Origin of the sequence: Streptomyces sp. Tue6028 (assembly GCF_002300165.1) — a bacterium.
GTDB lineage: Bacteria > Actinomycetota > Actinomycetes > Streptomycetales > Streptomycetaceae > Streptomyces > Streptomyces siamensis.
The window spans coordinates 453,920-479,869 of sequence record NZ_MLCE01000021.1 but is presented as its reverse complement, the minus strand read 5'-3'; the positions used below and the strand labels follow the sequence as shown (position 1 = coordinate 479,869).

The following is a 25,950-nucleotide window of genomic DNA, read 5'->3' as shown; positions in this document are numbered from 1 at the left end:
TTCCCCGAGCATTGCACGCCTACCCATGGCTCACGGTCCCTCGGACGGGTGATTGGAGGGGCGTTTGCCTGCCGTCGGCCGGATTCGTTTCACGACCCTCCCGTAGGGTTCACGACTCGGCCTTGCGGTGCACCCGTGCGACCCAGTCCGCCGGTTTGGCGATCTCCGCCTTCGTCGGGAGCGTGTTCGGGGAGGTCCACACGCGGTTGAACCCGTCCATGCCGACCTGGTCGACCACGGCCCGTACGAACCGCTCGCCGTCCCGGTACTGCCTCAGTTTGGCGTCCAGGCCGAGCAGCTTGCGCAGGGCGGTGTCCAGGCGCGAGGCACCCTTCGCGCGGCGCTGCTGGAACTTCTCGCGGATCTCCCCCACGGACGGGACGACGGCGGGTCCCACGCCGTCCATCACGAAGTCCGCGTGGCCCTCCAGGAGCGACATCACCGCGGTGAGCCGGCCGAGGATCTCGCGCTGGGCGGGCGTCTGGACGATTTCCACGAGGGAGCGGCCGCCGTCGTCCTCCTCGCCCTCTGGGCGCCCGCCGGCGAGCGACTGGGCGGCTTCCCGGATGCGCTCCAGGACGGTCATGGGGTCGACATCGGTCTCCCCCAAGAAAGACTGGATTTCGCCCTCGAGGTGGTCGCGCAGCCAGGGCACGGCCGTGAACTGGGTGCGGTGGGTCTCCTCGTGCAGGCACACCCACAGACGGAAGTCGTGGGGCTGGACGTCGAGTTCGCGCTCGACGTGCACGATGTTCGGCGCGACCAGCAGGAGCCTGCCGCCGCCGTGCTCGCCGGCGGGGAGCTCGCGCGTGGCCGGGGCGAAGGTCTCGTACTGTCCGAGGACCCGGGAGGACAGGAACGAGAGGAGCATGCCCAGTTCGACGCCGGTGACCTTGCCGCCGACGGCTCCGAGGACGGCTCCGCCCGGTGTGTTGCCGCGCCGCTCCTGCATCTTGTCCAGCAGGGGCTTGAGGATCTCCCGGAACCCGGCGACGTTCGCCCGGACCCAGCCGGGGCGGTCGACGACGAGGACGGGGGTGTCGTGCACGCCGTCCTCACCCAGACGAGTAAAGCCCCGGACGTGCTCCTCCGAGGCCTTCGCGTGCCGGCGCAGTTCCGCGACGACGGCACGGGCCTCGTCACGGCTCACCTCGGGGCCCGGCCGCACGAGCCGGGTCGCGGTCGCCACCGCGAGATTCCAGTCGACCATCCCAGTAGATGCGGCACCACCGATGCTCGTCATGCGTCAACCGTACGTGAGCACGTCGCGCTGCGGTGAGGGGTACGTGCTCCGGGCGGGCCCCGAGGTGGGGCCCGCGTTGACCCTGGTGTGCAAGGGGTCCATGGGGATCAGCGGCAGCCGCAGGCCGCCAGCGCCGTCGCCGTGTGGTCCAGGACCGCGCGGGCCGCGTCCATGTTCGGCGGATGGGCCTCGTCGGAGGTGAGGAAGGCGAAGGCCAGCAGGCGTCCGTCCGCGTCGACGACGGTGCCGGCGAGGGTGTTCACACCGGTGAGCGTGCCGGTCTTGGCGCGTACGACGCCCGTGGCGCCAGGGTCGTCGGCGTAGCGGGTGCTGAGGGTGCCGGTGAAGCCCGCGACGGGCAGGCCGGTCAGGACCGTGCGCAGTTCGGGGTGGGCGGGATCGCCGGCCTCGGCGAGCAGCGCGGTGAGCAGGCGGGCCGAGATCCGGTCGGCGCGGTCGAGGCCGCTGCCGTCGGCGAACTTCGCGCCGGAGACCGGCAGTCCGAGCTTGTCCAGCCGGCTGTGGATCGCCTTGGCGGCGCCCTCGAAGCTGGCCGGCTCCCCCGAGGCGAGGGCGACCTGGCGGGCGAGAGCCTCCGCGATGTCGTTGTCGCTGTTGGTCAGCATCCGCTCGACCAGGGCGGACAGGGGTGGCGAGGAGACCGAGGCGAGGGCCTGGGAGCGGGCCGTCGCCTTCGACGGGCCGGGGGCCCCTGTCTCGATGCCGCGGTCGTGCAGCAGGTCGGCGAACTTGCCGGCCGCGTCACGGGCCGGGTCGAGGGCCCGGTCGACGGGGCCGGCGACCGAGACGCCGGGGCGCGCCTCGTCGACCATCAGGGCGGTGACCTGGGCGAGGTTGCCGTTCCTGCCGATGGGGTGCTGGGCGGGACCGGTGTAGAGCGACGTGTCGTACGAGAGCGTGACGCGGCCCAGGTGACGGGACTTGAGGGCGTCGGCCGTCCGGTCGGCGAGGGTGCGCAGGTCGGCCCATCCGTCCGCCTTCTTGCGGGCGGTCAGCGTGGGGTCGCCGCCGCCGACGAGGACGACCTCCTTGGTGTCGGGCTCCAGGACCGTGCGCGTCTTGATCCGGTGGTCGGGACCGGGCGCCGTGAGGGCGGCGACGGCGGTGGCGATCTTGGTGGTGGAGGCCGGGGTCTGGGTCTCGTCGGCGCCCTTGGCGTACAGCCGCCTGCCGGTCGCCACGTCGACGACGACGGCGGTGCGCCGGGCGCCCAGGGCGGCGTTGTCGAGCAGCGGGTCGAGGACGTCGGCGAGCGCCTTCTCCGTGGGCACGGGCACGCCGCCCGCGGAGCCGCCGACTCCGGCGAGCACGGAGGCAGCGCTGGGGGCGGCCCGGGGCGAGGTGCGGGACGAAGCGGACGTACGGCCGTGATCTGTGCCACCCTCGCCGTCCCGCGATGCGGCCCAGTCGCGCTCGGCCGTACGCTGACCGGAGGAGTCCCAGGGACCGGCCGCGGCCACCGCCCCGGCCGCGAGCGCCAGGCCCACGGTGGCGGCGACGGCCGTGAACTGCGGGGTCGTGATCCGCACGGAACGTGGCCGCACGGCTCGAGTGACCCGCGCCACATGCGGTTTCACCGTCCGCGCGACCCGCACCACATGCGGTCTCGCGGCCCGCCAAGGCCTCAGCTCTGGCACGACCACCAGCCCCTTTCGCGATCACCCACCAGCGTGAGGGACACTTAACCACCAGAACTATGTGTTGATCATGGAGGAGCCACCGGTGGAGTTCGACGTCACGATCGAGATTCCGAAGGGTTCACGGAACAAGTACGAGGTGGACCACGAGACCGGTCGGATCCGCCTGGACCGTCGACTCTTCACCTCGACCAGCTACCCGGCCGACTACGGCTTCGTCGAGAACACCCTCGGCGAGGACGGCGACCCGCTGGACGCGCTGGTCATCCTGGACGAGCCGACGTTCCCCGGCTGCCTCATCCAGTGCCGCACGATCGGCATGTTCCGCATGACCGACGAGGCCGGCGGCGACGACAAGCTGCTGTGCGTCCCGGCGCACGACCCGCGGGTGGAGCACCTGCGCGACATCCACCACGTGTCGGAGTTCGACCGCCTGGAGATCCAGCACTTCTTCGAGGTCTACAAGGACCTGGAGCCCGGCAAGTCCGTCGAGGGCGCCAACTGGGTCGGCCGCACGGACGCCGAGGCCGAGATCGAGCGTTCCTACAAGCGCTTCAAGGAGCAGGGCGGTCACTGACCCCTTGCGCCCGGCGGGCCGCGTGACCTCCAGGGGGTCACGCGGCCCGTTCGTGTATCCGTACGCATACTGAGGCATACGGAGGTACGTACGAGGCAACGCGAGGTACGTACGAGGCACAGGGGCGCGAAAGGTGAGGCAGAAACTGGTGGCGGAGCCGGAGGCGGAAGACCGCAAGCCGCAGTCGGACGAGGCGAGGAATGCGTTCACCCCGCCCGCCGGTGTGGCCCCGCCGGACACCGGGCCGGTGGACGAGGAGTCGTCGACGACCTCGGAGTTCGCGCTCCCCAAGGGGCTCGACGCACCGCAGGCGCCCGTGTCCGAGCCTGAGGGCTCGGCGTTCAGCACGCCGCGCACCTACAGCTCGCGCGAGGCCCCGGCCGCCTTCACGCCCGCGACGGGCATCCCGGTGGTCAGTCTGACCAAGGACGCGCCCTGGCAGGACCGGATGCGAGCGATGCTGCGCATGCCGGTGGCCGAGCGTCCCGCGCCGGAACCGGTGCACAAGGAGGACGAGTCGGGGCCCGCCGTCCCGCGCGTGCTCGACCTGACGCTGCGTATCGGCGAGTTGCTGCTGGCGGGCGGCGAGGGCGCCGAGGACGTGGAGGCGGCCATGTTCGCCGTCTGCCGCTCCTACGGCCTGGACCGCTGCGAACCGAACGTCACCTTCACCCTGTTGTCCATCTCGCACCAGCCGTCCCTGGTCGACGACCCCGTGACGGCGTCCCGGACCGTCCGCCGCCGGGGCACCGACTACACGCGGCTCGCGGCCGTCTACCGCCTCGTCGACGACCTCAGCGACCCGGAGGCGGAGGCCGCGATCTCTCTGGAGGAGGCCTACCGGCGCCTCGCGGAGATCCGCCGGAACCGCCACCCGTACCCCGGCTGGGCGCTGACCGCCTCGGCCGGGCTGCTCGCGGGTGCCGCCGCCGTGCTCGTCGGCGGTGGCGCGCTGGTGTTCGTCGCCGCGGCACTCGGCGCGATGCTGGGCGACCGGCTGGCGTGGCTGTGCGCGGGGCGCGGGCTGCCCGAGTTCTACCAGTTCACGGTGGCCGCGATGCCGCCCGCCGCGATCGGCGTCGCGCTCACGGTGGCGCACGTCGACGTGAACGGCTCCGCGGTGATCACCGGTGGACTCTTCGCGCTGCTGCCGGGACGGGCGCTGGTCGCGGGCGTGCAGGACGGTCTGACCGGCTTCTACATCACCGCCTCCGCCCGCCTGCTCGAAGTCATGTACTTCTTCGTGGGCATCGTCGTCGGCGTCCTGGTGGTGCTCTACTTCGGCGTGAAGCTCGGCGGTGAGCTCAATCCGGACGCCGCCCTGATCGGCAGCGAGCGGCCGCTGCTCCAGATCGCCGCGTCCATGCTGCTGTCGCTGACGTTCGCGGTGCTGCTCCAGCAGGAACGCTCCACCGTCCTGGCCGTCACCCTGAACGGGGGCGTCGCCTGGTCGGTGTACGGGGCGATGCACTACGCGGGCGGCATCTCCCCGGTCGCCTCCACGGCCGTCGCGGCGGGCCTGGTGGGGCTGTTCGGGCAGTTGCTGTCGCGCTACCGGTTCGCGTCGGCGCTGCCGTACACGACGGCGGCGATCGGTCCGCTGCTCCCCGGTTCCGCCACGTACTTCGGCCTGCTGTCGATCGCGCAGAACGACGTCGACAAGGGGCTCGTCTCCCTCTCCAAGGCAGCGGCGCTCGCCATGGCCATCGCGATCGGCGTGAACCTGGGGTCGGAGATCTCCCGGCTGTTCCTGCGGGTGCCGGGTGCCTCCGCCGCGGGCCGCAGGGCCGCCAAGCGGACCCGCGGCTTCTAGGTCCGCGCGCCCTACGGGGCCCGGTGGCCCTGGTCGTACGGGTACTGCGGCGCCTGCCGGTAGTCCTGCTGCGGGTCGTACGGCTGCTGGTGCGGGTCGTACGGCTGCTGCTGCGGGTAGGCCCCGCCCTGGCCGTACGGCTGCTGGCCGTACCCCTGGGAGTAGCCCTGGTCCGATCCGTAGGGGTGCTGGTGCTGCTGCGGGTAGGCCTGTGCCTGGTCGCCGTACCCCTGCTGGTCGCCGTACGCGCTGTGGTCGCCGTACCCCTGCTGGTCGCCGCCGTACGCGCCGTGGTCGCCGTACCCCTGGTGGCCGCCGTACGCCTGGTCCTGGTGGGCCGGCGGGACGGGGCGCAGCCGGGTCGTGGCGTCGTCCATGACGGGCGGCGCGGACCGGGCGTGCTGCTGGGCGGGCGGGACCGGGCGCTCGGGCTCCTGGGGCGGGTTCTTCCTGGCCTTGGAGCGGGCCCGCAGGAACTCGATGGCGATCGGGACCACCGACACGAGGACGATCAGGATCAGGATCGCCTCGATGTTCTTGTGGACGAAGTCGATGTTGCCCAGCCAGGAGCCGAGCAGGGTGACACCCGCACCCCACAGGACGCCGCCGATGATGTTGAAGGTGAGGAAGGAGCGGTACTTCATGCCGCTGACGCCGGCGATGATCGGCGTGAACGTGCGCACGATGGGCACGAAGCGGGCCAGGACCAGGGACTTGGGCCCGTACTTCTCGAAGAACTCGTGGGCCTTGACCACGTTCTCCTGCTTGAAGAGGCGGGAGTCGGGCCGGCTGAACAGCGAGGGCCCCACCTTCTTGCCGAACACGTAACCCGCCTGGTCGCCGAGGATCGCGGCGAGGCAGATCAGCGCGATCGCGGCCCACAGCGGGAAGTCCAGCGTGCCCGCGGTGATCAGCAGGCCGCAGGTGAACAGCAGCGAGTCGCCCGGCAGGAAGAAGCCGATGAGCAGGCCGGACTCGGCGAAGACGATGAGCAGCAGACCCCAGATGCCGAAGTTGTCCAGGAGCGTGTTCGGATCCAGCCAGCTTGGACCGAGGGCAAGCGTCGTCACGGTTCCGGGCTCCTGAGGGGTGAAGGTGGGTGCGGCGGTCCTGTTCGGCCGACCAAAGCTATCAACGCAATGTGTCCGCGCCAGGTTCCACCAGTGACTCCAGGATGCACTGTGCGTCGACTGGGACAAAGCTGTGAGCCATGGGCATCGATGAATACGGCGGCGGCCAGGGACCCCAGTCGGACGTCCTGGTCGTGACGACGAACGACGTACCCGGTTACCGCGTCGAGCAGGTCATCGGCGAGGTCTTCGGTCTCACCGTGCGCTCCCGTCACCTGGGCAGCCAGATCGGCGCGGGCCTGAAGTCGATGATCGGCGGCGAGCTCAAGGGGCTCACCAAGACCCTCGTGGAGACCCGCAACCAGGCCATGGAGCGGCTCGTCGCCCAGGCACGCATGCGGGGCGCCAACGGTGTGCTGATGTTCCGCTTCGACGTCACCGAGGCGGCGGACGCGGGGACGGAGGTGTGCGCCTACGGGACGGCGGTGGTCCTGGCCAAGCGGTAGCGCACACCGGTGGGGGCGTCCGCCCGCGGGCGGACGCCCCCACCGTCAGGACTCCTCGGAACGGCGCGCGGCGTTCGCCGTGATCGCGTCCCTCAGGTGCTCGGCGAGGCCCGGGCGCATGGCGTCGTAGAACGCCTTGAAGCGCTCGTCGGAGACGTACATCTCGCCGAGGCCCCCGTGCATCTCGTACGAGCACGGGTAGAACCAGCGGCAGATGTGCTGCCGGTGCTCCTCGGCCATGTCCATGGCCGCCTCGCCGGCCGGCGGTTCACCGGCGGCCATCAGGGCGTCGTAGCGCTCGCCCCAGGACGCCACCTCGTCCTGGATGCGCTGCCAGTCGTCCTTGGTGTAGCGGGCGGCCCTGCGCTGCGACTCGGCGTACTGCTCGGTGCCGCCCCAGCGCTGCTCCGCCTCCTCCGCGTACTGCTCCGGGTCCTTGTCCCCGAAGACCTCGAACCTCTCCTCGGGCGTGAGGTTGATCCCCATACTGCGTGCCTCCATGGCGTGCTCCACGGCCGCGGCCATCTTCTGCAGCTTCTCGATCCGGGCGGTCAGCAGTTCGTGCTGCCGGCGCAGGTGTGCGCGCGGGTCCGCGTCCGGGTCGTCGAGCAGGGCGGCGACCTCGTCGAGCGGGAAGCCGAGCTCCCGGTAGAACAGGATCTGCTGGAGCCGGTCGAGGTCCTCGTCGCCGTAGCGGCGATGCCCCGCGTGGCTGCGCTCACCGGCCACCAGCAGCCCGATCTCGTCGTAGTGGTGCAGTGTGCGCACGGTGACCCCGGCGAAACCGGCGACCTGGCCCACTGAGTAGCTCACTTCCGCTCCTTTCTCGGTACGCACTTCACGATGAGCCCTCACGTGACGTGAGGTGCAAGTCCGTGGGACCGCGGGGCCACGGACCCGGGATTCCGGGGCGACGGCGGCAGATTTTCGGGATGTTATGTCCGTTTGGCCCGCTTAGGGTGATCGCGTGACCCACGAAGCGGCCCCGACGGCACCGGCCACCACCCCGGCGACGCCCGCGCGGACGCTGCTGCCGATGGTCGTCCCGGCCCTGCTCGTCGGCGTGGGCGCGAGCCTCCTCCTGCTGGGCGTGAGCACCACCGCCGAACAGCTCCAGGACGTGCTGTGGCAGGACCTTCCGGACGCGCTGGGCATCGGCGGCTACTCCTCGCTCTGGATGATCGTCATGCTCACCGTGACGGGTGTGCTGGTCGGTCTGGTCGTGTGGAAGGCCCCGGGACACGCGGGCCCCGACCCGGCCACCCTGGGCCTCACCGCGGTCCCTATGCGGCCCTTCATCCTGCCGGGCCTGCTGGTGGCGACGGCGCTGATGCTGGCGGGCGGCCCGAGCCTGGGCCCGGAGAACCCGATCATCGCCGCCAACGTGGCGCTCGCGGTCTGGCTCGGCCACAGATTCCGGCCCGCGCTGCCCGGGGTCCTGTGGCCGGCGCTGGCGGAGTCGGCGACGCTCGGCGCCCTGTTCGGCACGCCCGTGGCGGCGGCGCTGGTCATCTCCGAGGCGCTGGCCGGACGGCCGATGAGGGGGCGGCTGTGGGACAACCTGTTCGCTCCGCTGGCCGCGGCGGCGGTCGGCGCGGCGACCGTCGACCTGATCCACCATCCGGCGTTCGACCTGCAACTGCCCCCGATCGGCTCACCGCACGGGGGTGATGTGCTGGCCGCGGTGGTGATCGCCCCCGCGGCCGCCGCGCTCGGCATGACCGTCGTGTACGCCTTCCCGTACGTCCACCGCGCCTTCGCCCGGCTGCGGCACCCGATGGTGTGCCTCCCGGCCGGCGGACTCGTCCTCGGCCTGCTCGGCGCGCTGGGCGGCCATCTGACGCTGTTCAAGGGCCTGGACGAGGTCGGCGAGCTGGCCCGGAACCCCGACGGATGGACGGCGGGGCAGTTCGCCCTGATGACGGTGGTGAAGCTGGCCGCCCTGCTCGTCGCGGCGTCCTGCGGGTTCCGCGGCGGCCGGATCTTCCCGGCCGTCTTCATCGGTACGGCCTTCGGCCTGTGCGCCCACGCCCTCGTGTCCTCCGTCCACCCCGCGGTGGGCGTGTCGGCGGGAGTGCTGGGCATCCTCCTCGCCATCACCCGGCAGGGCTGGGTGAGCCTGTTCACGGCCGCCGTCCTGGTGGCCTCGCCCACGATCCTCACCCTGCTGTGCATCGCCTCCCTTCCCGCCTGGCTGCTGGTGACCGGCCGGCCGCAGATGCAGCTGCACGACGACGGGACCTCGATCCGTTAGGAGATCTCATGCCGCTTCACAAAGGCACCCAGAAGTCCGCCGGGCACCGGAGGTCCGTCAACCCGTTCTACGGGGAGACGGATCCGGTCAGCGGAATGACCGAGGCGCCGCCCACCCACCGGCTCCCGGACAGCCCGCTGCCGCCGACGACGGCGTACCAGCTGGTGCACGACGAGCTCATGCTGGACGGGAACTCGCGGCTGAACCTCGCCACCTTCGTCACCACCTGGATGGAACCGCAGGCCGGCATCCTGATGGGCGAGTGCCGGGACAAGAACATGATCGACAAGGACGAGTACCCGCGCACCGCCGAACTGGAGCGGCGCTGCGTGGCGATGCTCGCCGACCTGTGGAACGCCCCGGACCCCTCCGCCGCGGTGGGCTGTTCGACCACCGGGTCCAGCGAGGCGTGCATGCTCGCCGGGATGGCGCTCAAGCGGCGCTGGGCGACGCGCAACGCGGACCGCTACCCGGCGAAGGACGTGCGCCCGAACCTGGTGATGGGCGTCAACGTCCAGGTCTGCTGGGAGAAGTTCTGCAACTTCTGGGAGGTCGAGGCGCGCCAGGTGCCCATGGAGGGCGACCGGTTCCATCTCGACCCGAAGGCGGCGGCCGAGCTGTGCGACGAGAACACCATCGGCGTCGTGGGCATCCTCGGATCGACCTTCGACGGGTCGTACGAGCCGATCGCCGAGCTGTGCGCCGCGCTCGACGAGCTCCAGGAGCGCACGGGCCTGGACGTCCCCGTCCATGTGGACGGCGCGTCCGGGGCGATGGTCGCGCCCTTCGTGGACGAGGAGCTGGTCTGGGACTTCCGGCTGCCGCGGGTCTCCTCGATCAACACCTCGGGGCACAAGTACGGCCTGGTCTACCCGGGTGTCGGCTGGGCGCTGTGGCGGTCGGCGGCCGAACTCCCCGAGGAGCTCGTCTTCCGGGTCAACTACCTGGGCGGCGACATGCCGACCTTCGCACTCAACTTCTCCCGCCCCGGGGCCCAGGTCGTGGCCCAGTACTACACGTTCCTGCGCCTGGGCCGGGAGGGGTACCGGGCCGTGCAGCAGACGACCCGGGACGTAGCCATGGGCCTCGCCCGGCGCGTCGAGGAACTGGGCGACTTCAGCCTCCTCACCCGCGGCGACCAGCTCCCGGTCTTCGCCTTCACGACCGCGCCCTCGGTGACCTCGTACGACGTCTTCGACGTGTCCCGGCGCATGCGCGAACACGGCTGGCTGCTGCCCGCGTACACCTTCCCGGAGAACCGCGAGGACCTGTCCGTGCTGCGCGTGGTCTGCCGCAACGGCTTCTCGACCGACCTCGCCGACCTCTTCGTCGAGGACCTGAAGCGCCTGCTGCCCGACCTGCGCCGCCAGCCGCATCCGCTGACCCACGACAAGGACGCGGCGACGAGTTTCCACCACTGACGGCTCCGCGCGGCCGGCCGCCGCGACGACGACGGCCGGCCGCGCGGGGCGGTACGCCTAGCGGCTCAGCCGGGCGAACCTTCGTACCGCGAGCGGGAAGAACACCGCCACCAGCGCCAGCGGCCACAGGACCGCGGCCCCGACGTGCCCCGGCTCTCCTCCGGGACCGCCGAACAGGTCACGGACCGCCGTCGCCGTCTGGGACATCGGGTTCCACTCGACGGCCGTGCCCAGCCAGGACGGCATCGAGCCGGGCGTGGCGAAGGCGTTGGAGAGGAAGCCGACGGGCCAGACCAGGATCTGCACCGCCTGCACCATCTCCGGCTTCCCTGCCACCATCGCGAGGTGGATGCCGATCCACAGCATGGCGAAGCGGAAGAGCAGCAGCAGACCGACGGCCCCGAGGAAGGCGCCGGGCGTGCCGTGGGTGCGCCAGCCGATGGCGTGTCCGACGGAGATCAGCACGGCCAGACCGACCGCCGACTGGAGCATGTCGGCGGCGCAACGGCCCACCAGGACCGCGCCGTTGGCCATCGGCATCGCGCGGAAACGGTCGATGACGCCCTTGTTGAGGTCCTGAGTGACGGCCAGCATCGTGCCCTCCAGGCCGAAGGCCATGGTCAGCGCGAGCATGCCGGGCACCAGGAAGTCGACGTAGCTGCCCTCGACGCCCCGGCCGCCACCGATCAGGTAGCCGAACATCAGCAGCAGCATGACGGGGAACACCAGGAGGACGAGGACCTGGACGGGTTGCCGTGCCCAGTGGGCGAGTTCACGGCGGGTCATGGTCCAGCAGTCGCTCAGCACGTACGTGCTCACACGGCCTCCTTCGTCCGGTCGGTGCGGTCGTCGCATGCCGTGAGGTGCAGGAACACCTCGTCCAGCGTCGGACGGCGCAGGGCGACGTCCGCGGCCTCGATGCCGGAGGCCTCCAGGGCCCGTACGACCCCGGCCAGCGCCGCCATGCGGTCGACGACCGGGGCGCTCAGGAGACGGCGGTCGGCGTCCACGGAGATGTCCGCGGCCGGCAGCGGCAACAGGGCGACGGCGGCGCCCAGTTGGCCGGCGTCGCGCAGGACGACGTCGATGCGGTCGCCGCCGGTCAGCGTCTTCAGCTCGTCGGCCGTGCCGTCGGCGACGACCCGGCCGTGGTCGACGACCGAGATGCGGTCGGCGAGCTGGTCCGCCTCCTCCAGGTACTGCGTGGTGAGCAGGACCGTCGTGCCGCCGCCGACCAGGGAGCGGACGGACGCCCACACCTCGGCGCGGCCGCGCGGGTCGAGGCCGGTGGTCGGCTCGTCCAGGAACAGCACCTCCGGTTCGGTGATCAGGGAGGCGGCGAGGTCGAGGCGGCGCCGCATGCCTCCGCTGTACGCCCGGACGGCGGTGCGGCCGGTGTCGGTGAGGCCGAAGCGCTCCAGGAGTTCACCGGCGCGCACACGGGCGTGCCTGGCGCCCAGATGGTGGAGGCGGCCGAACATCTCCAGGTTCTGGCGGCCGCTCAGCTCTTCGTCCAGGGCCGCGTGCTGGCCGAGCAGGCCGATGCGGCGGCGGACCTCGCGGGCGTCGGTCACCACGTCGCGCCCGGCGACCTCGATCCGGCCGCCGTCGGGCCGCAGGAGGGTGGACAGGATGCGGACCAGGGTCGTCTTGCCCGCGCCGTTGGGACCGAGCACTCCGTGCACCGTGCCGCGGGCGACGCGCAGGTCGAGTCCGTCCAGGGCGGCCCTCTCGCCGTACTTCTTGTGTGCTCCTTCGACGCCGATCGCCGTGTCGGCCACGGGCACTCCCCCATCTCTTCGATTAGTCAAACTTGACTACTTGCTCGAAGGTAACGCGCGCCTCCACATTGGTCAAACTTGATTAGCGGTGGTCGTCCGGGTGCCGCTCATCCGTCGCGTACGGGTTCTGCTCCCCCTCGGCGAGGACGCCGACGAACGGCTCGCCCTCGCCGGAGAAGGTGTAGGCGCCACGCTCGATCCGTTCGATGAGCCCCCGGGTCCACGCCTCGTCCGAGTCGGCCGTGTGGACCCACAGGTTCATGATCTCGCCGATGTGGCCGAGCTGCTCGGGGCCGTCCTCGGGGATGTAGTGCTCGGTGACGGCCGCCCGCCACGCCTCGATCCGCCGGATCCGCTCCTTCAGCAGGGCCACCGCCTCGTCGCGGGACAGGTCGACGAGGAACCCGATGGCCGCCGACTGGATGTCCATCTTCTGGTCGTAGGACACCAGGGACTCCCGCAGCAGCCGGAGGAACTCCTCGGTGCCCGCGTCGGTGATCTCGTACTCCGTGCGCGGCGGCCCGCCGGCGGTGGACGGAGCGATCTCGTGCGCGTGCAGCAGTCCCTGCTTCGCCATCTGCTTGAGCGCGTGATAGATCGAGCCGGGCTTGGCGTTGGACCACTCGTGCGCGCCCCAGTACTCCAGGTCGTTGCGCACCTGGTAGCCGTGGGCCCGCCCGTGCTGGCGGACCGCGCCGAGCACGAGGAGACGGATCGCTGACATGCGGTCCAGCGTAGGACCCTTGCCACCGGCCTCAGGACGTGCCCTGCCCACCCTGCTCCAGGGCCACCAGCTCGAACGCGGTCCTGCCGTCCAGGGACTCGCGGATGATGTCGGCGTGGCCCGCGTGCCGAGCCGTCTCCCGGATCAGGTGGAGTGCCAGCCAGCGCATCGAGACCCGGCCCTCCGGCGGGAACCAGGGCTCGTCCGGGAGCGCGAAGGTGTCGTCGAGGCTGGGCACCGAACGGAGCAACTCCTCCGTCTGCGCGGCGACCTTCTCCCAGTACGCGAGCTGGGACGCCACGGTCTCGCCGTCGCCGAGCGCGAAACACTCGTGCCAGTTGGACGCGTCGCGCCGGACGGCCGGCTCCTCGCCCCGGGCACGGGCGATCCAGCTCTGCTCGACCTCGGCGACATGCTTCAGCAGACCGGCCAGGGAGAGCTCGCTGGCGCTGGGGCGGGAGGCCGCCTGCTCCTCCGACAGCCCCAGCAGCGCCCGGCGGATACCGCCGCGCTGCTCCTCCAGGAAGGACAGCAGGGCCCCCCGCTCGTCCCCGCGCGTCTCCGCTCCCACGTGAGTCACCATGACCGGCCACCTTTCATCGGGTCCTCTTGCCTGACACCGATGACGCTACGGACCCTTGCGGACAGTTCCGGTCCGCAAGGGCGCGGCGTGCGCGGAAATCCCTGGACGTCGTGATCGGGAGTCCCGGAACACCGGCAGCCGCCGGAGGATCCCGAAGGCCGCCGGAGAATCCCGGAAGGCCCCGCAAGCTGCCGGAGGATCCCTCGAGGAAGGTCCCGCAGGCCGCGGGAAGGGCTCAGAAGGGGAAGAAGCTGCGCCCGTGCTGCACCGAGATCCACTTCTGCGTGGTGAACGCGTCGACGGTCGTCTCGCCGTTCAGCCGGCCGATGCCGGAGTGCTTCTCGCCGCCGAAGGGGACCAGCGGCTCGTCGTGCACGGTGCCGTCGTTGACGTGGAACATGCCGGTCTCGATCTGCTTGGCGAAGTTCACGCCGCGCTCGACGTCACCGGTGTGGACGGCGCCGCTCAGCCCGTACGGGGTGTCGTTGACGACGCGGATCGCGTCGTCCTCGCCGTCGAAGGGGACGAGGAAGACGACCGGGCCGAAGATCTCCTGCCGCAGCAGGGAGGAGTCGGCGGGGACGTCGGTGAGGACGGACGGCTCGACCAGGTTGTCGGTCGTCGTGCCGTGCACCAGGGCGGTGGCGCCCTCCGCTATCGCCTGCTCGACGGCGCCCGATATCGCGTCCGCCTGCGAGGAGTTGATCACCGGGCCGATGATCGTCTGCGGGTCGCTCGGGTCGCCCGTCTTCAGCGACCTGACCTTGGCGACGAACTTCTCGGTGAACTCGGCCTCGATGGAGCGGTCCACGAGGACACGGTTGGCCGCCATGCAGACCTGGCCCTGGTGGACGTACCGGCTGAAGACCGCCGCGTCGACCGCGTAGTCGATGTCGGCGTCGTCGAGGACCACCAGGGCGCTGTTGCCGCCGAGTTCGAGGACGGAGCGCTTGAAGTGCGAGGCGCACACCGTGGCGACGTGCCGGCCGACCTTGTCGGAGCCGGTGAAGGAGATGACCTTCGGGACCGGGTGCTCGATGAAGGCGTCGCCGATCTCGGCGATGTCGGTGATGACCACGTTCAGCAGGCCGCCGGGCAGGCCGGCGTCCTCGAAGACCTTGGCGACCAGCGAGCCGCCGACGATCGGGGTGTTCTGGTGGGGCTTCAGCACCACGCCGTTGCCCAGCGCCAGCGCCGGGGCGACCGACTTCAGCGAGAGGAGGAAGGGGAAGTTGAAGGGGCTGATGACGCCGACGACGCCGACCGGGACGCGGTAGAGACGATTCTCCTTGCCGTCGATCGGCGAGGGGATGATCTTGCCCTCGGGGCGCAGCGACAGCTGGACCGACTCGCGCAGGAACTCCTTGGCGAGGTGGATCTCGAAGGCCGCCTTGAGGTGGGTGCCGCCGAGCTCCGCGATGATCACCTCGGTGATCTCCGCCTCGCGCTCCTCGATGATGCGCAGGGCCTTCTCGAAGACCGCGCGGCGGGCGTAGGCGTTGGTCGTGCCCCATTCCTTCTGGGCGCGCTCGGCCGCGCGGTACGCCTGATCGACCTCGTCCGTGGTGGCTATCGTGATCGACGCCAGCTTCTCGCCGTCGTACGGGTTGAAGTCGATGATGTCCCAGGAGCCGGTGCCCGGCCGCCAGGCGCCGTCGATGTACTGCTGGGCCAGGTCGGTGAAGTAGGACGACATGAGCTCCCTCAATCCCTGCGCTGCCGAGGCAGACATCCGATCAACGCCTGATCGCACGTCATCGTACTTGTGTTTCAAGGGAGTTGGAGAACACCTGGACGAGTCGGTGCGGACCCGCCGGACGAGGTCGCGGGGGTACACCGGCCGCGCCGGCCGGAGTGTCAGGACAGCTGGAGCAGTCCCCGCAACAGGTCGCGGCTCTCCGCCGGACCCGGGCTGTCCGTCTGCAGCTGCTTGAGCGCGCCCTCGTACTGGCCGACGTCCTCGCGTTTGTCCAGGTAGAGCGCGCTGGTGAGCTGCTCCAGGTACACGACGTCGGACAGGTCCGACTCCGGGAAGCTGAGGATGGTGAAGGAGCCGCTCTCGCCGGAGTGGCCGCCGAAGCTGAACGGCATGACCTGGAGCCGCACGTTGGGGCGCTCCGAGACGTCGATCAGATGCTGGAGCTGTCCCCGCATCACCTCGCGGTCGCCGTAGGGGCGGCGCAGGGCGGCCTCGTCGAGGACGATGTGGAACTCGGGGGCGTTCTCGGACACGAGATACTTCTGGCGTTCCAGGCGCAGGGCCACACGCCGGTCGATGTCGGCGGCGGAGGCGCCCTTCATGCCCCGCGCGACGACCGCGTGCGCATACGCCTCGGTCTGCAACAGGCCGTGCACGAACTGCACTTCGTACGAGCGGATGAGGTGCGCCGCGCCTTCGAGGCCGACGTAGGTCGGGAACCAGCTGGGCAGGACGTCGGAGTAGCTGTGCCACCAGCCGGCGACGTTCGCCTCCTTGGCGAGCGACACGAGGGAGGTGCGCTCCATCTCGTCCGTGATGCCGTAGAGCGTCAGCAGATCCTCGACGTCACGCGTCTTGAAGCTCACCCGTCCCAACTCCATGCGGCTGATCTTCGATTCGGAGGCACGGATCGAATAACCGGCCGCTTCCCTGGTGATTCCACGCGCCTCACGCAGGCGCCGAAGATGCGACCCCAGCAGCATGCGCCGCACCACCGAGCCGCTCGACTCACCAGCGCTCACGTTCGTCCGCCTCCCCAACCGTCTCCAAGGGCCGAAGTCTGCCACTAAAACACTTCAAGCAGTACTCGTTCGGTTACGGAAACGGAAAGTAGCCAAAGGAGCCGCGCAGAAAGGGATCAGCAGAGCGTCAACAAGAGGGAAGAAGGTGACAGAAGAAATGAGCAACAACCGGTTAATGGAGGTCTAATTCGGGCGCGTGCACGTGCATCTGCCCTTGCATCTGCTGTACGCATTCGGAACCATGGTCCCCGCGCCACCGCTGCATCGCAACGACCGCGAACACTCGGGAGTGCCTCGCATGGGGACGAATGGATCGACCATGCTCGAACCCTTACGGCAGGGACTTCCGCCACTCGACCCCGCAGCCGTGTCCAGCGCCGCCTCCTGCGCCCTGCCCGCCCGCTTCGAAGCGGTGCGCGAGGCACGGCAGTTCACCCGCAGAACGCTCGACCAGTGGGACATCGGCGACCGTTTCGACGACGTCTGCCTGGTGGTCTCCGAGCTCGTCACCAACGCGCTGCGGCACGCCCTGCCCGCCGACACGCCGCGCAACGACGACCAGGGGCCGCCCGTGCGGCTGCACTTGATGCGGTGGACCGCCCGTCTGGTGTGCGCGGTGCGCGACCCCAGTCACGACAGCCCGGTCGCGGGCGACTCGGACGACTTCTCGGCGGAGTCGGGCCGCGGCCTGTTCCTGGTCGACTCCTTCGCCGACAGCTGGGGCTGGCACCCGCTCGCGGGCACCCTCAGCGGCAAGGTCGTGTGGGCACTGTTCCGGCTACCGCAGCCGGGCGCGGCCGCACCCTCCGCGGAATGACGAACCGCGGCGCTTTTCGGCGCCGCGGTTCTACGCGCGTTACGCACCGTTGAACGGGGCTCGCGCTCCGTACTCCAGGCGGGCGTCCGCCATCAGCCGGCGATCAGGTGGTCGAACTCGCCGTCCTTGATGCCCAGCAGCATCGCCTCGATCTCGGCGCGGGTGTAGACGAGCGCGGGCCCCTCCGGGAACCGCGAGTTCCGCACGGCCACGTCGCCTCCGGGCAGCCTCGCGAACTCCACACAGGAGCCCTGCGAGTTGCTGTGCCGGCTCTTCTGCCAGGCCACCCCGTTCAGCTCCGTCGCCGCCATGCCGTTGTACACGTCATCCACGTCGTACACGTCGTGGTCCACAGGTCGCTCCCCGGTCGTGCAGTGGCTGAGGTGGCCATTGATGCAGTCGTCAACTGACCCGGATCATAGCTCTGTTCATGTGCAGATGCATGGGCAGATGCACGTGCACGCGGGGTACTCCTGCGGTTACAGCTTTTACCGGCGCTTGACTACCGGCTGTCGCTCACTTGACTACGGCCTGCGCATTCTCGGGTCACGCCCGGTCCAGCGCCTGCCCCAGAGATCGCAGGACATGCGACCTCCAGCCCCCGTCCATGACCTTCCGCGCCATCATCTGTGCGGGATCGTCCGGATCGAATCCCTCGTGCACTAGGAACAGACGCGTACCGCGGCCTTCCTGTTCCAGTGTCCAAGTAATGGTCCACTCCGCGGAATTGGCCGGATCCCGATCAGCCCACCGGACGCTCAGCATCCGCTCCGGCTCGAAGGCCAGAACGCGCACGTCAACCGTGCCGGAGAAGTTCGTGTTGGGGCGCGGCGCCGACGTCAGCGCGTACTGGTGACCGACCTCCAGCCGGAAGAATTCCGACCCCTGCATCTGCCACTGCACGAGCAGTTCGGGGTCGGTGAGGGCGCGCCAGACCTTGGCGGGCGGGTGCGGGAAGAACTGGTCGACGCGGATGGTGGTCAGGTCATCGTCCGGAACGGGGTTCATGACTCGGCATCGTCGGGCATGCGGTCCAGCAGAGCGCCGAGACCCTTCAGCCTGTCGCGCCAGAACCGCTCGTACGGATGGAGCCAGTCCTGCACCTCGGCGAGCGGGGCGGCCTCCAGGCGGTAGATGCGCTGCCGGCCCGCGCGCTCCTCCGACACCAGTCCGGCGTCCCGGAGCACCTTGAGGTGCTCCGAGAGGCTCGGCCGCCGCATGTCGAAGTGGTCGGCCAGGGCCTGGACGGGCTGGGGCCCGCCGTCCCGCAGCAGGCGCAGCACCTCGCGGCGGGTGGCGTTGGCGAGCGCGGCGAACACGCGGTCCTCGCTCGCCTCGCGAGCCCCGGTCACCGTCATGGCGCGATCAGCTGCCTTCCTTCTCCATGGCCTTCTCCGTCAGCAGCATCAGACCGTTGCCGTCCGGGTCGCGGAACGAGGCCATGCGGCCCCACGGAAGGTCGTCGGGACCCTCCACCGCGACGCCCGCGGCGGCGAGCCGCGCACAGTCGGCGTCGACGTCGGTCGTGACCAACATGATCCCCCGGGCCTCACCGGGGACGAAACCGCCCATGCCCGGGCCCGAGAGCGTGAAGACGGTCTGCGCCCCCTCGGGCGCGACCTGGAGCCAGCGGCCGGGCGGCATCTGCAGGTCGGCGGTGACCGTGAAGCCGAGTACGTCCGTGTAGAAGCGCAGGGCGCGGTCCTGGTCGGCGACGGGGAGGGTGACGAAGGAGGCGTGCGTGATGTTCATGCCGCCACCATAGGTAGGCAATTCCCTACGCGTCAACCGTAGGAAATTCCCTACCCATCTCTGTGCCCCCCCGGTGGAACGAGTCCGTGAGCAAGCCCACGGCGGACGTCCCCCTGATGCGCACACGTCCTCCTGGTAGCTTGCTGCGGTCTTTCAGGCGACCCGGCATCATCACCACCCTTGGGGGCTCCAGTGATCACGGCGACCTTCCCGCACCGCCCGGCCCGTACCGCGGTCGCGGCCGTCGGAGTGGCGGCCGCGCTCCTGCTCACCGGCTGCAGCAGTGACGGCGACGACTCCGGGGACAAGTCCACCGGCCCGAGCGCGTCCCCGACCGATTCGGCCGCCACCGGCGGCGGCACCGGCGGCACCTCGGGCTCCAAGACCGACCTCGACGGCAGCTGGCTGACGACCACGGACGGCAAGGCCGTCGTGCTGATGATCAACGGCAAGCAGGCCGGCCTGTTCGCGACCGGCGGCACCGTGTGCAGCGGCACCGCGGCCGACGAGGCGGACATGCAGATGATCCGGCTCAAGTGCACCGACGGCAGCAAGGACCGCGCCGTCGGCATGGTCGACTCCGTCAGCGGCAAGTCGCTCCGGATCACCTGGCAGGGCGGCCTCGGCAAGGAGACGTACACCAAGAGCCAGGGCGGGGAACTGCCGACGGGACTGCCCACCGCGAGCCTCGGGTCCTGAACCCGTGACCGCCGGCCGGCCGGAGACGGACCCGGCCGGCCAGAGCGTGTCGTTCGGATCGGCCCGGGTCCGCGACGCCTGGCGCGGCGCCTCCTGGGCACGCACGGACTTGCCGCCGTCCAGGGCGTCGGACAGTTCGACCGGGGAGTCCAGGATCAGGCCCGCGCCCTGCCGTACGAACGCCTCCGGCGCCTCCTCGGCGACCCCGTCGCGGTCCCGTTTCCGTTGGCGTAAGGGAGATTCGAGGACATTCCCGGCCGGGGGTCGGACCGGGCGACGGGGGCGCGCGACGCGAGGACGCACGCCTGGGTGATGATCCATGGACAGCGTCACGCACCCCGGGCCCGGCCCTCGCCACCGCCCCGGGCCCCGGGCCCGTCACCGGGCCACGACCCAAGAGGACCCTCATGCGCGCCATCTCCCTCGCCGCCGCCCTCACCGGCGTCACCGCAGCACTCGCCCTGACCGCCTGCGGCGGTGGCGACGGCGGTGGCGACGCGAACGCCAAGAGCGACGCGAGCGGCAAGAGTTCCGCGTGCTCCCTCCAGCAGGTGGGCGTCGACGTCGAACCGGCCAACGCGGCCCCGGCCGCGGGCGACACCGGCAACATCCCGGTCACCGTCACCAACACCGGCTCCGGCGCCTGCACGCTGGACGGCTTCCCGGGCGTCGACCTGCGGGCCGGCGGGACCTCCTGGGCCCTCGCCCCGGAGGAGGGCGCGAAGGCGCAGAAGCTGACCCTCCACCAGGACGAGGCGGCGACCTTCACCCTCACGTACGTCCGCGGCGAGGCCGGTTCGGGCGCCGCCGTGCGGACCCTGCGGATCAGCCTCCCCGGGCGCACCGGGGACAAGGAGTGGAAGTGGACGTACGGCGACGTCGCCGAGAAGTCCGCGGACAAGCTGGACGCCACGGTGAGCACCTTCAGGACGGCGGGCGACTGAGAACGCCGTCGAACACCCGGTGACGGGGCCCGGGGGTCAGGGCAGCCGGCGGCGGTCCTGGACCTGGGCCCGGTCCGCCGCAGCGGCTCCCTCGTGCCAGCCGGCGGCGTCGTCGACCCCGCGCAGCCGGGTGGTCACCGTCCGGGGGAACATCCGGTCCGCGTGGTCCGCGACCGCCACGTCGCGGGCCGCCAGCACCGGCAGCAAGTCCCCTTCCGCGGCCTTCACCTGGCCTTCGGCGGCGGATGCGAGGCGGTCGCCGATCCGGTGCGCGTAGGCGGCGAGGAAGGACTGCCGGAAGGTCTTGGTGCGCTTGCGGCCCCCGGCCCGCTGTGCGGCCTCGGCCTTGGTCATCGCCGCCGTCGCCTGCACCAGCAGCGAGGTGTACAGCAGCTCGACCGCCTCCAGGTCGGGTTCGAAACCGACGACCGTCGAGAAGCAGAAGGCCTCGTTCCACACGGCGCGGCAGCGGTTCGCCCCGGCCACCGCGTCCAGGAGGACCGCCTTGGCCGTCTCGTACGGCGGCTCGACGCCGATACGGCAGGCGCCGGGCGCGTCCTTCGCGTGCGTGCGGGCCGCGAGCAGCGCCTCGTCGATGCTGTGCCGCGCCATCAGCTCCTGCGCCTTGGCGCTCAGCGCCTCGGCCTCCTCCGGGAACCCGGTCGCCTCGGCCTTCGCGAGCAGGGCGCGGATGCGGGTGAGCATGCGCGAGTCCCCGGGGCCGGCAGCGGCCGGGCCCGGCCGGGGCACGTCCAGGGGCTCGATGGCGGGCAGACGCAGCAGCAGCCGGTACAGCTCCAGTACGGCGGTGGCGTACGAGAAGCGGTCGGCGCGGGGAGGCCGGGGCTCGGCCTTGAGCTCTTCGAGCTGTGCGGTCCAGCGTGCGCCCCGGGGCTCATGACTCTCGCCGAGGATCAGCGCCGCGGTCAGCTGCACGTGCACGGGGTCCAGCTCGCGCCGTACGACGCGTACGACGTCGGCGGGCTGCCAGCCTCGCCGCCAGGCCGCGGCGACGAACTCCTGGCCGCGACGGGTGAGTTCGGTGTCGGCCGCCGGGTCCGCCGCGAGCAGCGAGGCGCCGGTGTCGAGGGCCGCGTCGGTGTCGGCGTAGAGCGCGGCCTCGAAGGCGCGCTCCACGCTGCCGGGGCGGGGTCCGCTGCTGCTCATGGCCCGATCGTGTCACGCCTTGTCCTCACCCCCTCCGCCCCTACCCGACCCGAACCCCCCAGGGGCTCCGCCCCCGGACCCCCGTTCGGCCTGAACGGCCTCGTCCTCAAACGCCGGACGGGCTGAACGGTGCCCTCTCGGCCCCAGAGGTGTGCGGGAACCTGCGATGGACGCACCCGCAGTCGCCATCTCACCGAAGGGGCCGTGCCGGTGAATCAAATGCCCGTTGCGGACAGCACCACGCACCCACCGAGGCCCTACCAGCACCGCCCCGCACAACGGCTGCAACGGGCGGATCACCGGCACGGACCCGACCCACCCACCGGACGGACGGCGAAACGACCCGACAGCGAGCCAGGAGGTATGCCTGGCCCTACCCCCACAACGCCCCCTGGTGGTCGTGTCCACGCGCCTCACGAACGGTTCGCTGAAGGCATGGACACCACAGCCAGGCACACCACCACGGCGACACCCGTCGTGCGCATCCGTTCGCTGCGCCGCCACTACGGCACCGTCGCCGCCCTCGACGGCGTCGACCTCGACTTCGCCGCCGGGACCTTCACCGCCGTGATGGGGCCCTCCGGCTCCGGCAAGTCGACCCTGTTGCAGTGTGCGGCCGGACTCGACCGTCCGACGTCGGGGACGGTGGCCGTCGACGGGGTCGGGCTCGCCGGACTGAGCGAGCGGCGGCTGACCCTGCTCAGGCGGGAGCGGATCGGGTTCGTGTTCCAGTCCTTCAACCTGCTGCCGTCCCTGACGGCAGCGCAGAACGTCGCGCTCCCGCTGCGGCTGGCGGGCCGACGCCCCTCGCGCATCGCGGTGCGCGAGGCGCTCGCCCGGGTCGGCCTCGCCGATCGCGCCGGGCACCGGCCGTCCGAGCTGTCCGGCGGCCAGCAGCAGCGGGTCGCCCTCGCGCGGGCGCTGGTCACCCGCCCCGCGGTGCTGTTCGGCGACGAGCCGACCGGCGCCCTGGACACCGTCACCAGCCGCGAGGTGCTGGCGCTGCTGCGGGAACTGGTGGACCGGGAGGGCCGGACCACGGTCATGGTCACGCACGAGCCGGTGGCCGCCTCGTACGCGGACCGTGTGGTGTTCCTCGTCGACGGGCGGGTGAGCGGGGAGCTGCGGTCGCCCTCGGCCGAGGAGGTCGCCGCGCGGATGGCGGGACTGGAGAAGGCGCCGTGCTGAACCTCGCCTCGCTGCGTACCCGCTGGCCCTCACTGCTCGGAGCCTTCGTCGCCGTCGCACTGGGGGTCGCCGTGACGACCGCGATGAGCCTGGGTCTCGCCGCCGCGTCGGACCCGCCCGCGCGCCCGCCCGCCCGGTTCGCGTCCGCACCGGTCGTGGTGATGGGCCAGGACACCCTGACCGTGCCGGTACGGCGGGGCCCGGCCACCGCTTCCGCGTCGGCGAGGCTCACGCATCCACACCCTGTGGACAACGAACTGGTGCGCGAGCTGCGGCGGCTCGGCCGGGTGCGGACGGACGGCGCGCCGCGGGGCGCCGCCGGGGTCGGAGCGCTCGGCGTGGACGCGTCCGCCGCCGCCGTGCGACGACTCGTCGGCGACCGCGCCACCGTCCTGACCGGTGACGACCGGCGCCGCGCCGACCCCGCCACCGCCCGCGACGCCGAGGCGCTGGTCGCGGTCGACTCCCTGCTGGGCACGGCGGCGGGGGTGGCGGCCTTCGTCTCGGTCTTCGTGACGGCGTCCACGTTCGCGTTCGTCGTGGCGCTGCGGCGGCGGGAGTTCGGGCTGCTGCGGATGGCCGGGGCGACGTCCGGTCAGGTGCGGCGGACCGTGCTGGCGGAGGCGGTCGTCGTGGGGCTGGCGGCCTCGGCACTGGGGTGCGCCCTGGGAGGCCGAGGGGCGCCTGCGCTCGTCCGGGCGCTGGTGGACGGCGGGGTGGCACCACCGTGGTTCGCGCTGCGCGGCGTGGCGGCCTGGCCGTACGAAGTCGCCTTCTGCACCGGGGTCCTGGTGGCCGTCGCGGGCGCGTGGACGGCCGCGCGGCGAGCGGGGCGGACCGGCCCGGCGGAGGCCCTGCGCGAGGCCTCGGTGGACACGGGCGTGATGCCTTTGTCGCGGCGGATCGCCGCAGGCGTCCTCCTCGCGGCGGGCATCGGCCTGTCGGTCTGGACGCTGTGCACGGACCCCGCCGCCCTGTTGAAGCGCAAGACCTACGTGACGCAGCCGATGCTGCTCGTCACGGCCGTGGCGGCGCTGGCCCCGGTGCTGGTCGGTCCGGTCGTACGGCTGCTCCCGCCGGGGCTGCTGCCCGGCGCGGCGGGGCTCCTCGTCCGTGAGAACGCTTCCGCGTCGGTGCGGCGCACGGCGGCCGTGGCGGCGCCCGTACTGGTGACGGTCGCACTGGCGGGCTCGCTGCTCGGGTCGGCGGCGACGGTGGCCGGGGCGAAGGCGACGGAGGCGCGGGAACGGACCCGGGCCCAGTTCGTCGTCACCGGCGAGGACCTGGGCCACCGCCCGACCGCGGTGGAGGCGGTGGCGAAGGCCGCCGGGGCGACCGTGTCCGGTTCCGCGCCCACGGCCGTGTACGTGCGGGAGGAGGGCACCGCCCTCGTACGGTCCGAGGCGCGGGCGGTGAGCGACGTGGCCGCGTTCGCCGCGGTGACGCGACCGCCGGTGGTGGCGGGTGACCTGCGCGACCTCGACGACCGCTCCGTCGTGGTGAACGAGGAGTGGGAGCGGCACGAGGTGGGCTCCTGGGTGAGCCTCCGGCTCGGCGACGGGCGGCCCGCACGCCTGCGGATCGCGGCCGTGCTGGCGCGCGGCACCGGGGACAACGGGGCGTACGTGACGACGGCGAACGCGCCCGGCGCCATCGTCGACCGCCTCGACGTGCGGGTGGCGCCCGGTGCGGACGGGGCGCGCGCCGCGGCGGCGGTGCGGGACGCGGCCGGCGGCGGCACGGTGCGCACGGCGTCGGCCTGGCTCACGGCGACCCGTCCGCGCACCGGCCCGCAGACCCGGCTCGGCCTGCTGGTGGTCCTCGGCCTGGCGCTCGCCCACGCCGCGATCGCGCTCGCCGCGACGACGCTCATGGCGACTTCCGCGCGCGGCACGGAACTCCGTTCGCTGCGCCTGGCCGGCGCCACCCGGGCACAGGTCCTGCGAGCGCTCGCGGGCGAGACGGCGGCCGGGGTGGGCGTGGGCGCCCTGCTCGGCGCCGCCGTCGCCGCCACGAACCTCGGCCTCCTGGCGGCGGCCCTGGGCCGGCTGTCGGCACCGGCGGCGGTGCACGTGCCGTGGGGACTCCTGGCCGGGTGCGCGGCGGTGTGTCTGCTGGTGGCGCTCACGGGGACGGCACTCGCCTGCGCCCGCAGACCGGACCTCGCCGCTCCCACGGGGTGAAAATGGGTCGACGCCCGCGCCGGACCGTGCCGAGCATGGGCCGCATGGTCGACACATCTCTGTACGCAGCGTTCCTCGTCGCGGGTTTCGCCCTCTGCGTCACCCCCGGCCCCGACATGATGTTCATCGTGGCGATGGGCGGCAGAGGAGGACCCGCCGCGGGAGTGCTCGCCGCGCTGGGTGTGGCCTTCGCGATGCTGGTCCACGCGGTCGCGGCGATGCTGGGTCTGTCGGCGCTGTTCACCACGCTGCCGACGCTCTACCACGTGCTGCGCTGGCTGGGCGCCGCCTATCTGCTGTACCTGGCGGTGAAGGCGTTCCGGGACCGCGCGGTGCCGGACGAGGGACCGGCCGCGGTCGGTCCCGGGTTGCGGCGGGCCTTCTGGCAGGGGGCCCTCACCAACCTCCTCAACCCGAAGGTGATCCTCTTCAACGTCGCCTTCCTGCCCCAGTTCGTGAACCCCGAACTGGGTCACGTGGCAGGCCAGTTCATGATTCTGGGCGCCAGCATGACGATCATGGGCTTCGCGGTCGACGGCTCGATCGGGCTTCTCTCCGGCCGGCTGTCGGCACTGCTGCGGCGCAGCCGACGGGTGGCGCGCGGCCTCAACGTCTTCAGCGGCACGGTGTTCGCGGGCCTCGCGCTCCGGCTGGCCGCGTCACCCAAGTAGGACCCGAGGCGCAAGCGGACACGCCCCCTCAAGCAGCCCACGGACGCACGCAGACACGCCCCTCGAGCAGCCCCCGAGCGCGGGCAGACACGCCCCTCACCCACCTCCCCGGAGCACGAGCAGACACACCCTCGCCCAGCCCCCGGAGCACAGACGGCCACCCATCGAACGGGTGTCA

26 protein-coding genes are annotated in these 25,950 nt (G+C 71.6%); 11 read left to right on the top strand and 15 right to left on the bottom strand.

Annotation, left to right across the window (positions count from 1 at the left end):
* Nucleotides 1–109 precede the first annotated feature (109 nt).
* Nucleotides 110–1,243: a zinc-dependent metalloprotease gene (locus BKI49_RS20535; RefSeq protein ID WP_095935714.1), complete on the bottom strand. Its 1,134-nt coding sequence runs from the start codon at nucleotides 1,241–1,243 to the stop codon at nucleotides 110–112.
* Between the two features lie 107 nt (nucleotides 1,244–1,350).
* Nucleotides 1,351–2,907 (bottom strand): D-alanyl-D-alanine carboxypeptidase/D-alanyl-D-alanine endopeptidase, encoded by a 1,557-nt coding sequence (dacB, locus tag BKI49_RS20530; protein WP_095935713.1) that lies wholly within the window; start codon nucleotides 2,905–2,907, stop codon nucleotides 1,351–1,353.
* 79 nt (nucleotides 2,908–2,986) lie between these two features.
* On the opposite strand from dacB, the gene BKI49_RS20525 reads away from it, so the two are divergent.
* Nucleotides 2,987–3,478: an inorganic diphosphatase gene (locus tag BKI49_RS20525; protein ID WP_095751114.1), complete on the top strand. Its 492-nt coding sequence runs from the start codon at nucleotides 2,987–2,989 to the stop codon at nucleotides 3,476–3,478.
* A 133-nt stretch (nucleotides 3,479–3,611) separates the two neighbouring features.
* On the top strand, nucleotides 3,612–5,291 hold the full coding sequence (locus BKI49_RS20520) for a threonine/serine exporter family protein (protein WP_179332512.1): 1,680 nt from the start codon (nucleotides 3,612–3,614) through the stop codon (nucleotides 5,289–5,291).
* Nucleotides 5,292–5,302: 11 nt separating this feature from the next.
* On the opposite strand, the gene BKI49_RS20515 is transcribed toward BKI49_RS20520, so the two are convergent.
* Nucleotides 5,303–6,361, bottom strand: coding sequence for a DedA family protein (locus tag BKI49_RS20515; protein ID WP_095935711.1), 1,059 nt, complete (start codon nucleotides 6,359–6,361; stop codon nucleotides 5,303–5,305).
* A 140-nt stretch (nucleotides 6,362–6,501) separates the two neighbouring features.
* Here BKI49_RS20515 and BKI49_RS20510 point away from each other — a divergent pair, with 140 nt between their 5' ends.
* A complete protein-coding gene (locus BKI49_RS20510; protein WP_095935710.1) occupies nucleotides 6,502–6,867 on the top strand; it encodes a YbjQ family protein in 366 nt (121 codons plus the stop codon).
* A 45-nt stretch (nucleotides 6,868–6,912) separates the two neighbouring features.
* On the opposite strand, the gene BKI49_RS20505 is transcribed toward BKI49_RS20510, so the two are convergent.
* Nucleotides 6,913–7,680 carry a MerR family transcriptional regulator gene (locus BKI49_RS20505; RefSeq protein ID WP_095935709.1) on the bottom strand — a complete coding sequence of 256 codons (768 nt, stop codon included), beginning with the start codon at nucleotides 7,678–7,680 and terminating at the stop codon, nucleotides 6,913–6,915.
* A gap of 154 nt (nucleotides 7,681–7,834) precedes the next feature.
* Here BKI49_RS20505 and BKI49_RS20500 point away from each other — a divergent pair, with 154 nt between their 5' ends.
* Nucleotides 7,835–9,121, top strand: a complete 1,287-nt coding sequence (locus BKI49_RS20500) for an ion channel protein (protein WP_095935708.1) — start codon at nucleotides 7,835–7,837, stop codon at nucleotides 9,119–9,121.
* 8 nt (nucleotides 9,122–9,129) lie between these two features.
* Nucleotides 9,130–10,542: a glutamate decarboxylase gene (locus BKI49_RS20495; RefSeq protein ID WP_095935707.1), complete on the top strand. Its 1,413-nt coding sequence runs from the start codon at nucleotides 9,130–9,132 to the stop codon at nucleotides 10,540–10,542.
* 57 nt (nucleotides 10,543–10,599) lie between these two features.
* Here BKI49_RS20495 and BKI49_RS20490 read toward each other — a convergent pair whose 3' ends face one another.
* The 6 genes from BKI49_RS20490 to BKI49_RS20465 form a co-directional block, all read right to left on the bottom strand.
* Nucleotides 10,600–11,361: an ABC transporter permease gene (locus tag BKI49_RS20490; RefSeq protein WP_257004880.1), complete on the bottom strand. Its 762-nt coding sequence runs from the start codon at nucleotides 11,359–11,361 to the stop codon at nucleotides 10,600–10,602.
* Nucleotides 11,358–12,323, bottom strand: coding sequence for an ATP-binding cassette domain-containing protein (locus BKI49_RS20485; protein WP_306453564.1), 966 nt, complete (start codon nucleotides 12,321–12,323; stop codon nucleotides 11,358–11,360). The genes BKI49_RS20490 and BKI49_RS20485 overlap by 4 nt, the downstream gene beginning before the upstream one ends.
* An 82-nt stretch (nucleotides 12,324–12,405) precedes the next feature.
* Entirely contained in the window at nucleotides 12,406–13,047 is a 642-nt protein-coding gene (locus BKI49_RS20480) for a PadR family transcriptional regulator (protein ID WP_095935704.1), read from the bottom strand.
* A gap of 31 nt (nucleotides 13,048–13,078) precedes the next feature.
* Complete coding sequence (locus tag BKI49_RS20475) at nucleotides 13,079–13,630, bottom strand: DinB family protein (protein WP_095935703.1); 552 nt, start codon at nucleotides 13,628–13,630, stop codon at nucleotides 13,079–13,081.
* 235 nt (nucleotides 13,631–13,865) lie between these two features.
* Nucleotides 13,866–15,326: an aldehyde dehydrogenase family protein gene (locus BKI49_RS20470; RefSeq protein WP_095935702.1), complete on the bottom strand. Its 1,461-nt coding sequence runs from the start codon at nucleotides 15,324–15,326 to the stop codon at nucleotides 13,866–13,868.
* Between the two features lie 161 nt (nucleotides 15,327–15,487).
* Complete coding sequence (locus BKI49_RS20465) at nucleotides 15,488–16,312, bottom strand: helix-turn-helix domain-containing protein (RefSeq protein ID WP_095935701.1); 825 nt, start codon at nucleotides 16,310–16,312, stop codon at nucleotides 15,488–15,490.
* Nucleotides 16,313–16,649: 337 nt separating this feature from the next.
* On the opposite strand from BKI49_RS20465, the gene BKI49_RS20460 reads away from it, so the two are divergent.
* Entirely contained in the window at nucleotides 16,650–17,168 is a 519-nt protein-coding gene (locus BKI49_RS20460) for an ATP-binding protein (RefSeq protein WP_179332511.1), read from the top strand.
* A gap of 92 nt (nucleotides 17,169–17,260) precedes the next feature.
* On the opposite strand, the gene BKI49_RS20455 is transcribed toward BKI49_RS20460, so the two are convergent.
* From BKI49_RS20455 to BKI49_RS20440, 4 genes are all read right to left on the bottom strand, one after another.
* Nucleotides 17,261–17,521 (bottom strand): DUF397 domain-containing protein, encoded by a 261-nt coding sequence (locus tag BKI49_RS20455; RefSeq protein ID WP_095935699.1) that lies wholly within the window; start codon nucleotides 17,519–17,521, stop codon nucleotides 17,261–17,263.
* A 193-nt stretch (nucleotides 17,522–17,714) separates the two neighbouring features.
* Nucleotides 17,715–18,176 carry an SRPBCC family protein gene (locus BKI49_RS20450; RefSeq protein WP_095935698.1) on the bottom strand — a complete coding sequence of 154 codons (462 nt, stop codon included), beginning with the start codon at nucleotides 18,174–18,176 and terminating at the stop codon, nucleotides 17,715–17,717.
* Nucleotides 18,173–18,526 carry an ArsR/SmtB family transcription factor gene (locus tag BKI49_RS20445; RefSeq protein ID WP_095935697.1) on the bottom strand — a complete coding sequence of 118 codons (354 nt, stop codon included), beginning with the start codon at nucleotides 18,524–18,526 and terminating at the stop codon, nucleotides 18,173–18,175. The genes BKI49_RS20450 and BKI49_RS20445 overlap by 4 nt, the downstream gene beginning before the upstream one ends.
* 7 nt (nucleotides 18,527–18,533) lie before the next feature.
* Nucleotides 18,534–18,920: a VOC family protein gene (locus tag BKI49_RS20440; protein ID WP_095935696.1), complete on the bottom strand. Its 387-nt coding sequence runs from the start codon at nucleotides 18,918–18,920 to the stop codon at nucleotides 18,534–18,536.
* Nucleotides 18,921–19,100: 180 nt separating this feature from the next.
* On the opposite strand from BKI49_RS20440, the gene BKI49_RS20435 reads away from it, so the two are divergent.
* Nucleotides 19,101–19,619 carry a hypothetical protein gene (locus BKI49_RS20435; protein ID WP_257004879.1) on the top strand — a complete coding sequence of 173 codons (519 nt, stop codon included), beginning with the start codon at nucleotides 19,101–19,103 and terminating at the stop codon, nucleotides 19,617–19,619.
* A gap of 407 nt (nucleotides 19,620–20,026) precedes the next feature.
* Nucleotides 20,027–20,563 carry a DUF4232 domain-containing protein gene (locus tag BKI49_RS20430; protein WP_095935694.1) on the top strand — a complete coding sequence of 179 codons (537 nt, stop codon included), beginning with the start codon at nucleotides 20,027–20,029 and terminating at the stop codon, nucleotides 20,561–20,563.
* A gap of 36 nt (nucleotides 20,564–20,599) precedes the next feature.
* On the opposite strand, the gene BKI49_RS20425 is transcribed toward BKI49_RS20430, so the two are convergent.
* Nucleotides 20,600–21,730, bottom strand: coding sequence for a DUF2786 domain-containing protein (locus tag BKI49_RS20425; RefSeq protein WP_095935693.1), 1,131 nt, complete (start codon nucleotides 21,728–21,730; stop codon nucleotides 20,600–20,602).
* 435 nt (nucleotides 21,731–22,165) lie between these two features.
* On the opposite strand from BKI49_RS20425, the gene BKI49_RS20420 reads away from it, so the two are divergent.
* The 3 genes from BKI49_RS20420 to BKI49_RS20410 are packed head-to-tail and all read left to right on the top strand — an operon-like array spanning nucleotide 22,166 to nucleotide 25,772.
* On the top strand, nucleotides 22,166–22,918 hold the full coding sequence (locus tag BKI49_RS20420; RefSeq protein ID WP_095935692.1) for an ABC transporter ATP-binding protein: 753 nt from the start codon (nucleotides 22,166–22,168) through the stop codon (nucleotides 22,916–22,918).
* The gene (locus BKI49_RS20415) at nucleotides 22,912–25,101 is read left to right on the top strand and encodes an FtsX-like permease family protein (protein ID WP_095935691.1); all 2,190 of its coding nucleotides are present in this window, start codon (nucleotides 22,912–22,914) and stop codon (nucleotides 25,099–25,101) included. Before BKI49_RS20420 ends, BKI49_RS20415 begins: the two co-directional genes overlap by 7 nt.
* Before the next feature lie 44 nt (nucleotides 25,102–25,145).
* A complete protein-coding gene (locus BKI49_RS20410; RefSeq protein ID WP_095935811.1) occupies nucleotides 25,146–25,772 on the top strand; it encodes a LysE family translocator in 627 nt (208 codons plus the stop codon).
* Nucleotides 25,773–25,950: the final 178 nt, after the last annotated feature.

What these genes read in the sequence shown, in the direction of transcription:
- BKI49_RS20480 (WP_095935704.1), bottom strand. Translation starts at nt 13,047, where the DNA reads ATGTCAGCGATCCGTCTCCTCGTGCTCGGCGCGGTCCGCCAGCACGGG.
- BKI49_RS20450 (WP_095935698.1), bottom strand. Translation starts at nt 18,176, where the DNA reads ATGAACCCCGTTCCGGACGATGACCTGACCACCATCCGCGTCGACCAG.
- BKI49_RS20495 (WP_095935707.1), top strand. Translation starts at nt 9,130, where the DNA reads ATGCCGCTTCACAAAGGCACCCAGAAGTCCGCCGGGCACCGGAGGTCC.
- BKI49_RS20465 (WP_095935701.1), bottom strand. Translation starts at nt 16,312, where the DNA reads ATGCTGCTGGGGTCGCATCTTCGGCGCCTGCGTGAGGCGCGTGGAATC.
- BKI49_RS20445 (WP_095935697.1), bottom strand. Translation starts at nt 18,526, where the DNA reads ATGACGGTGACCGGGGCTCGCGAGGCGAGCGAGGACCGCGTGTTCGCC.
- BKI49_RS20440 (WP_095935696.1), bottom strand. Translation starts at nt 18,920, where the DNA reads ATGAACATCACGCACGCCTCCTTCGTCACCCTCCCCGTCGCCGACCAG.
- BKI49_RS20420 (WP_095935692.1), top strand. Translation starts at nt 22,166, where the DNA reads ATGGACACCACAGCCAGGCACACCACCACGGCGACACCCGTCGTGCGC.
- BKI49_RS20510 (WP_095935710.1), top strand. Translation starts at nt 6,502, where the DNA reads ATGGGCATCGATGAATACGGCGGCGGCCAGGGACCCCAGTCGGACGTC.
- BKI49_RS20475 (WP_095935703.1), bottom strand. Translation starts at nt 13,630, where the DNA reads ATGGTGACTCACGTGGGAGCGGAGACGCGCGGGGACGAGCGGGGGGCC.
- BKI49_RS20460 (WP_179332511.1), top strand. Translation starts at nt 16,650, where the DNA reads ATGGGGACGAATGGATCGACCATGCTCGAACCCTTACGGCAGGGACTT.
- BKI49_RS20430 (WP_095935694.1), top strand. Translation starts at nt 20,027, where the DNA reads ATGCGCGCCATCTCCCTCGCCGCCGCCCTCACCGGCGTCACCGCAGCA.
- BKI49_RS20410 (WP_095935811.1), top strand. Translation starts at nt 25,146, where the DNA reads ATGGTCGACACATCTCTGTACGCAGCGTTCCTCGTCGCGGGTTTCGCC.
- BKI49_RS20535 (WP_095935714.1), bottom strand. Translation starts at nt 1,243, where the DNA reads ATGACGAGCATCGGTGGTGCCGCATCTACTGGGATGGTCGACTGGAAT.
- BKI49_RS20425 (WP_095935693.1), bottom strand. Translation starts at nt 21,730, where the DNA reads ATGAGCAGCAGCGGACCCCGCCCCGGCAGCGTGGAGCGCGCCTTCGAG.
- BKI49_RS20470 (WP_095935702.1), bottom strand. Translation starts at nt 15,326, where the DNA reads ATGTCGTCCTACTTCACCGACCTGGCCCAGCAGTACATCGACGGCGCC.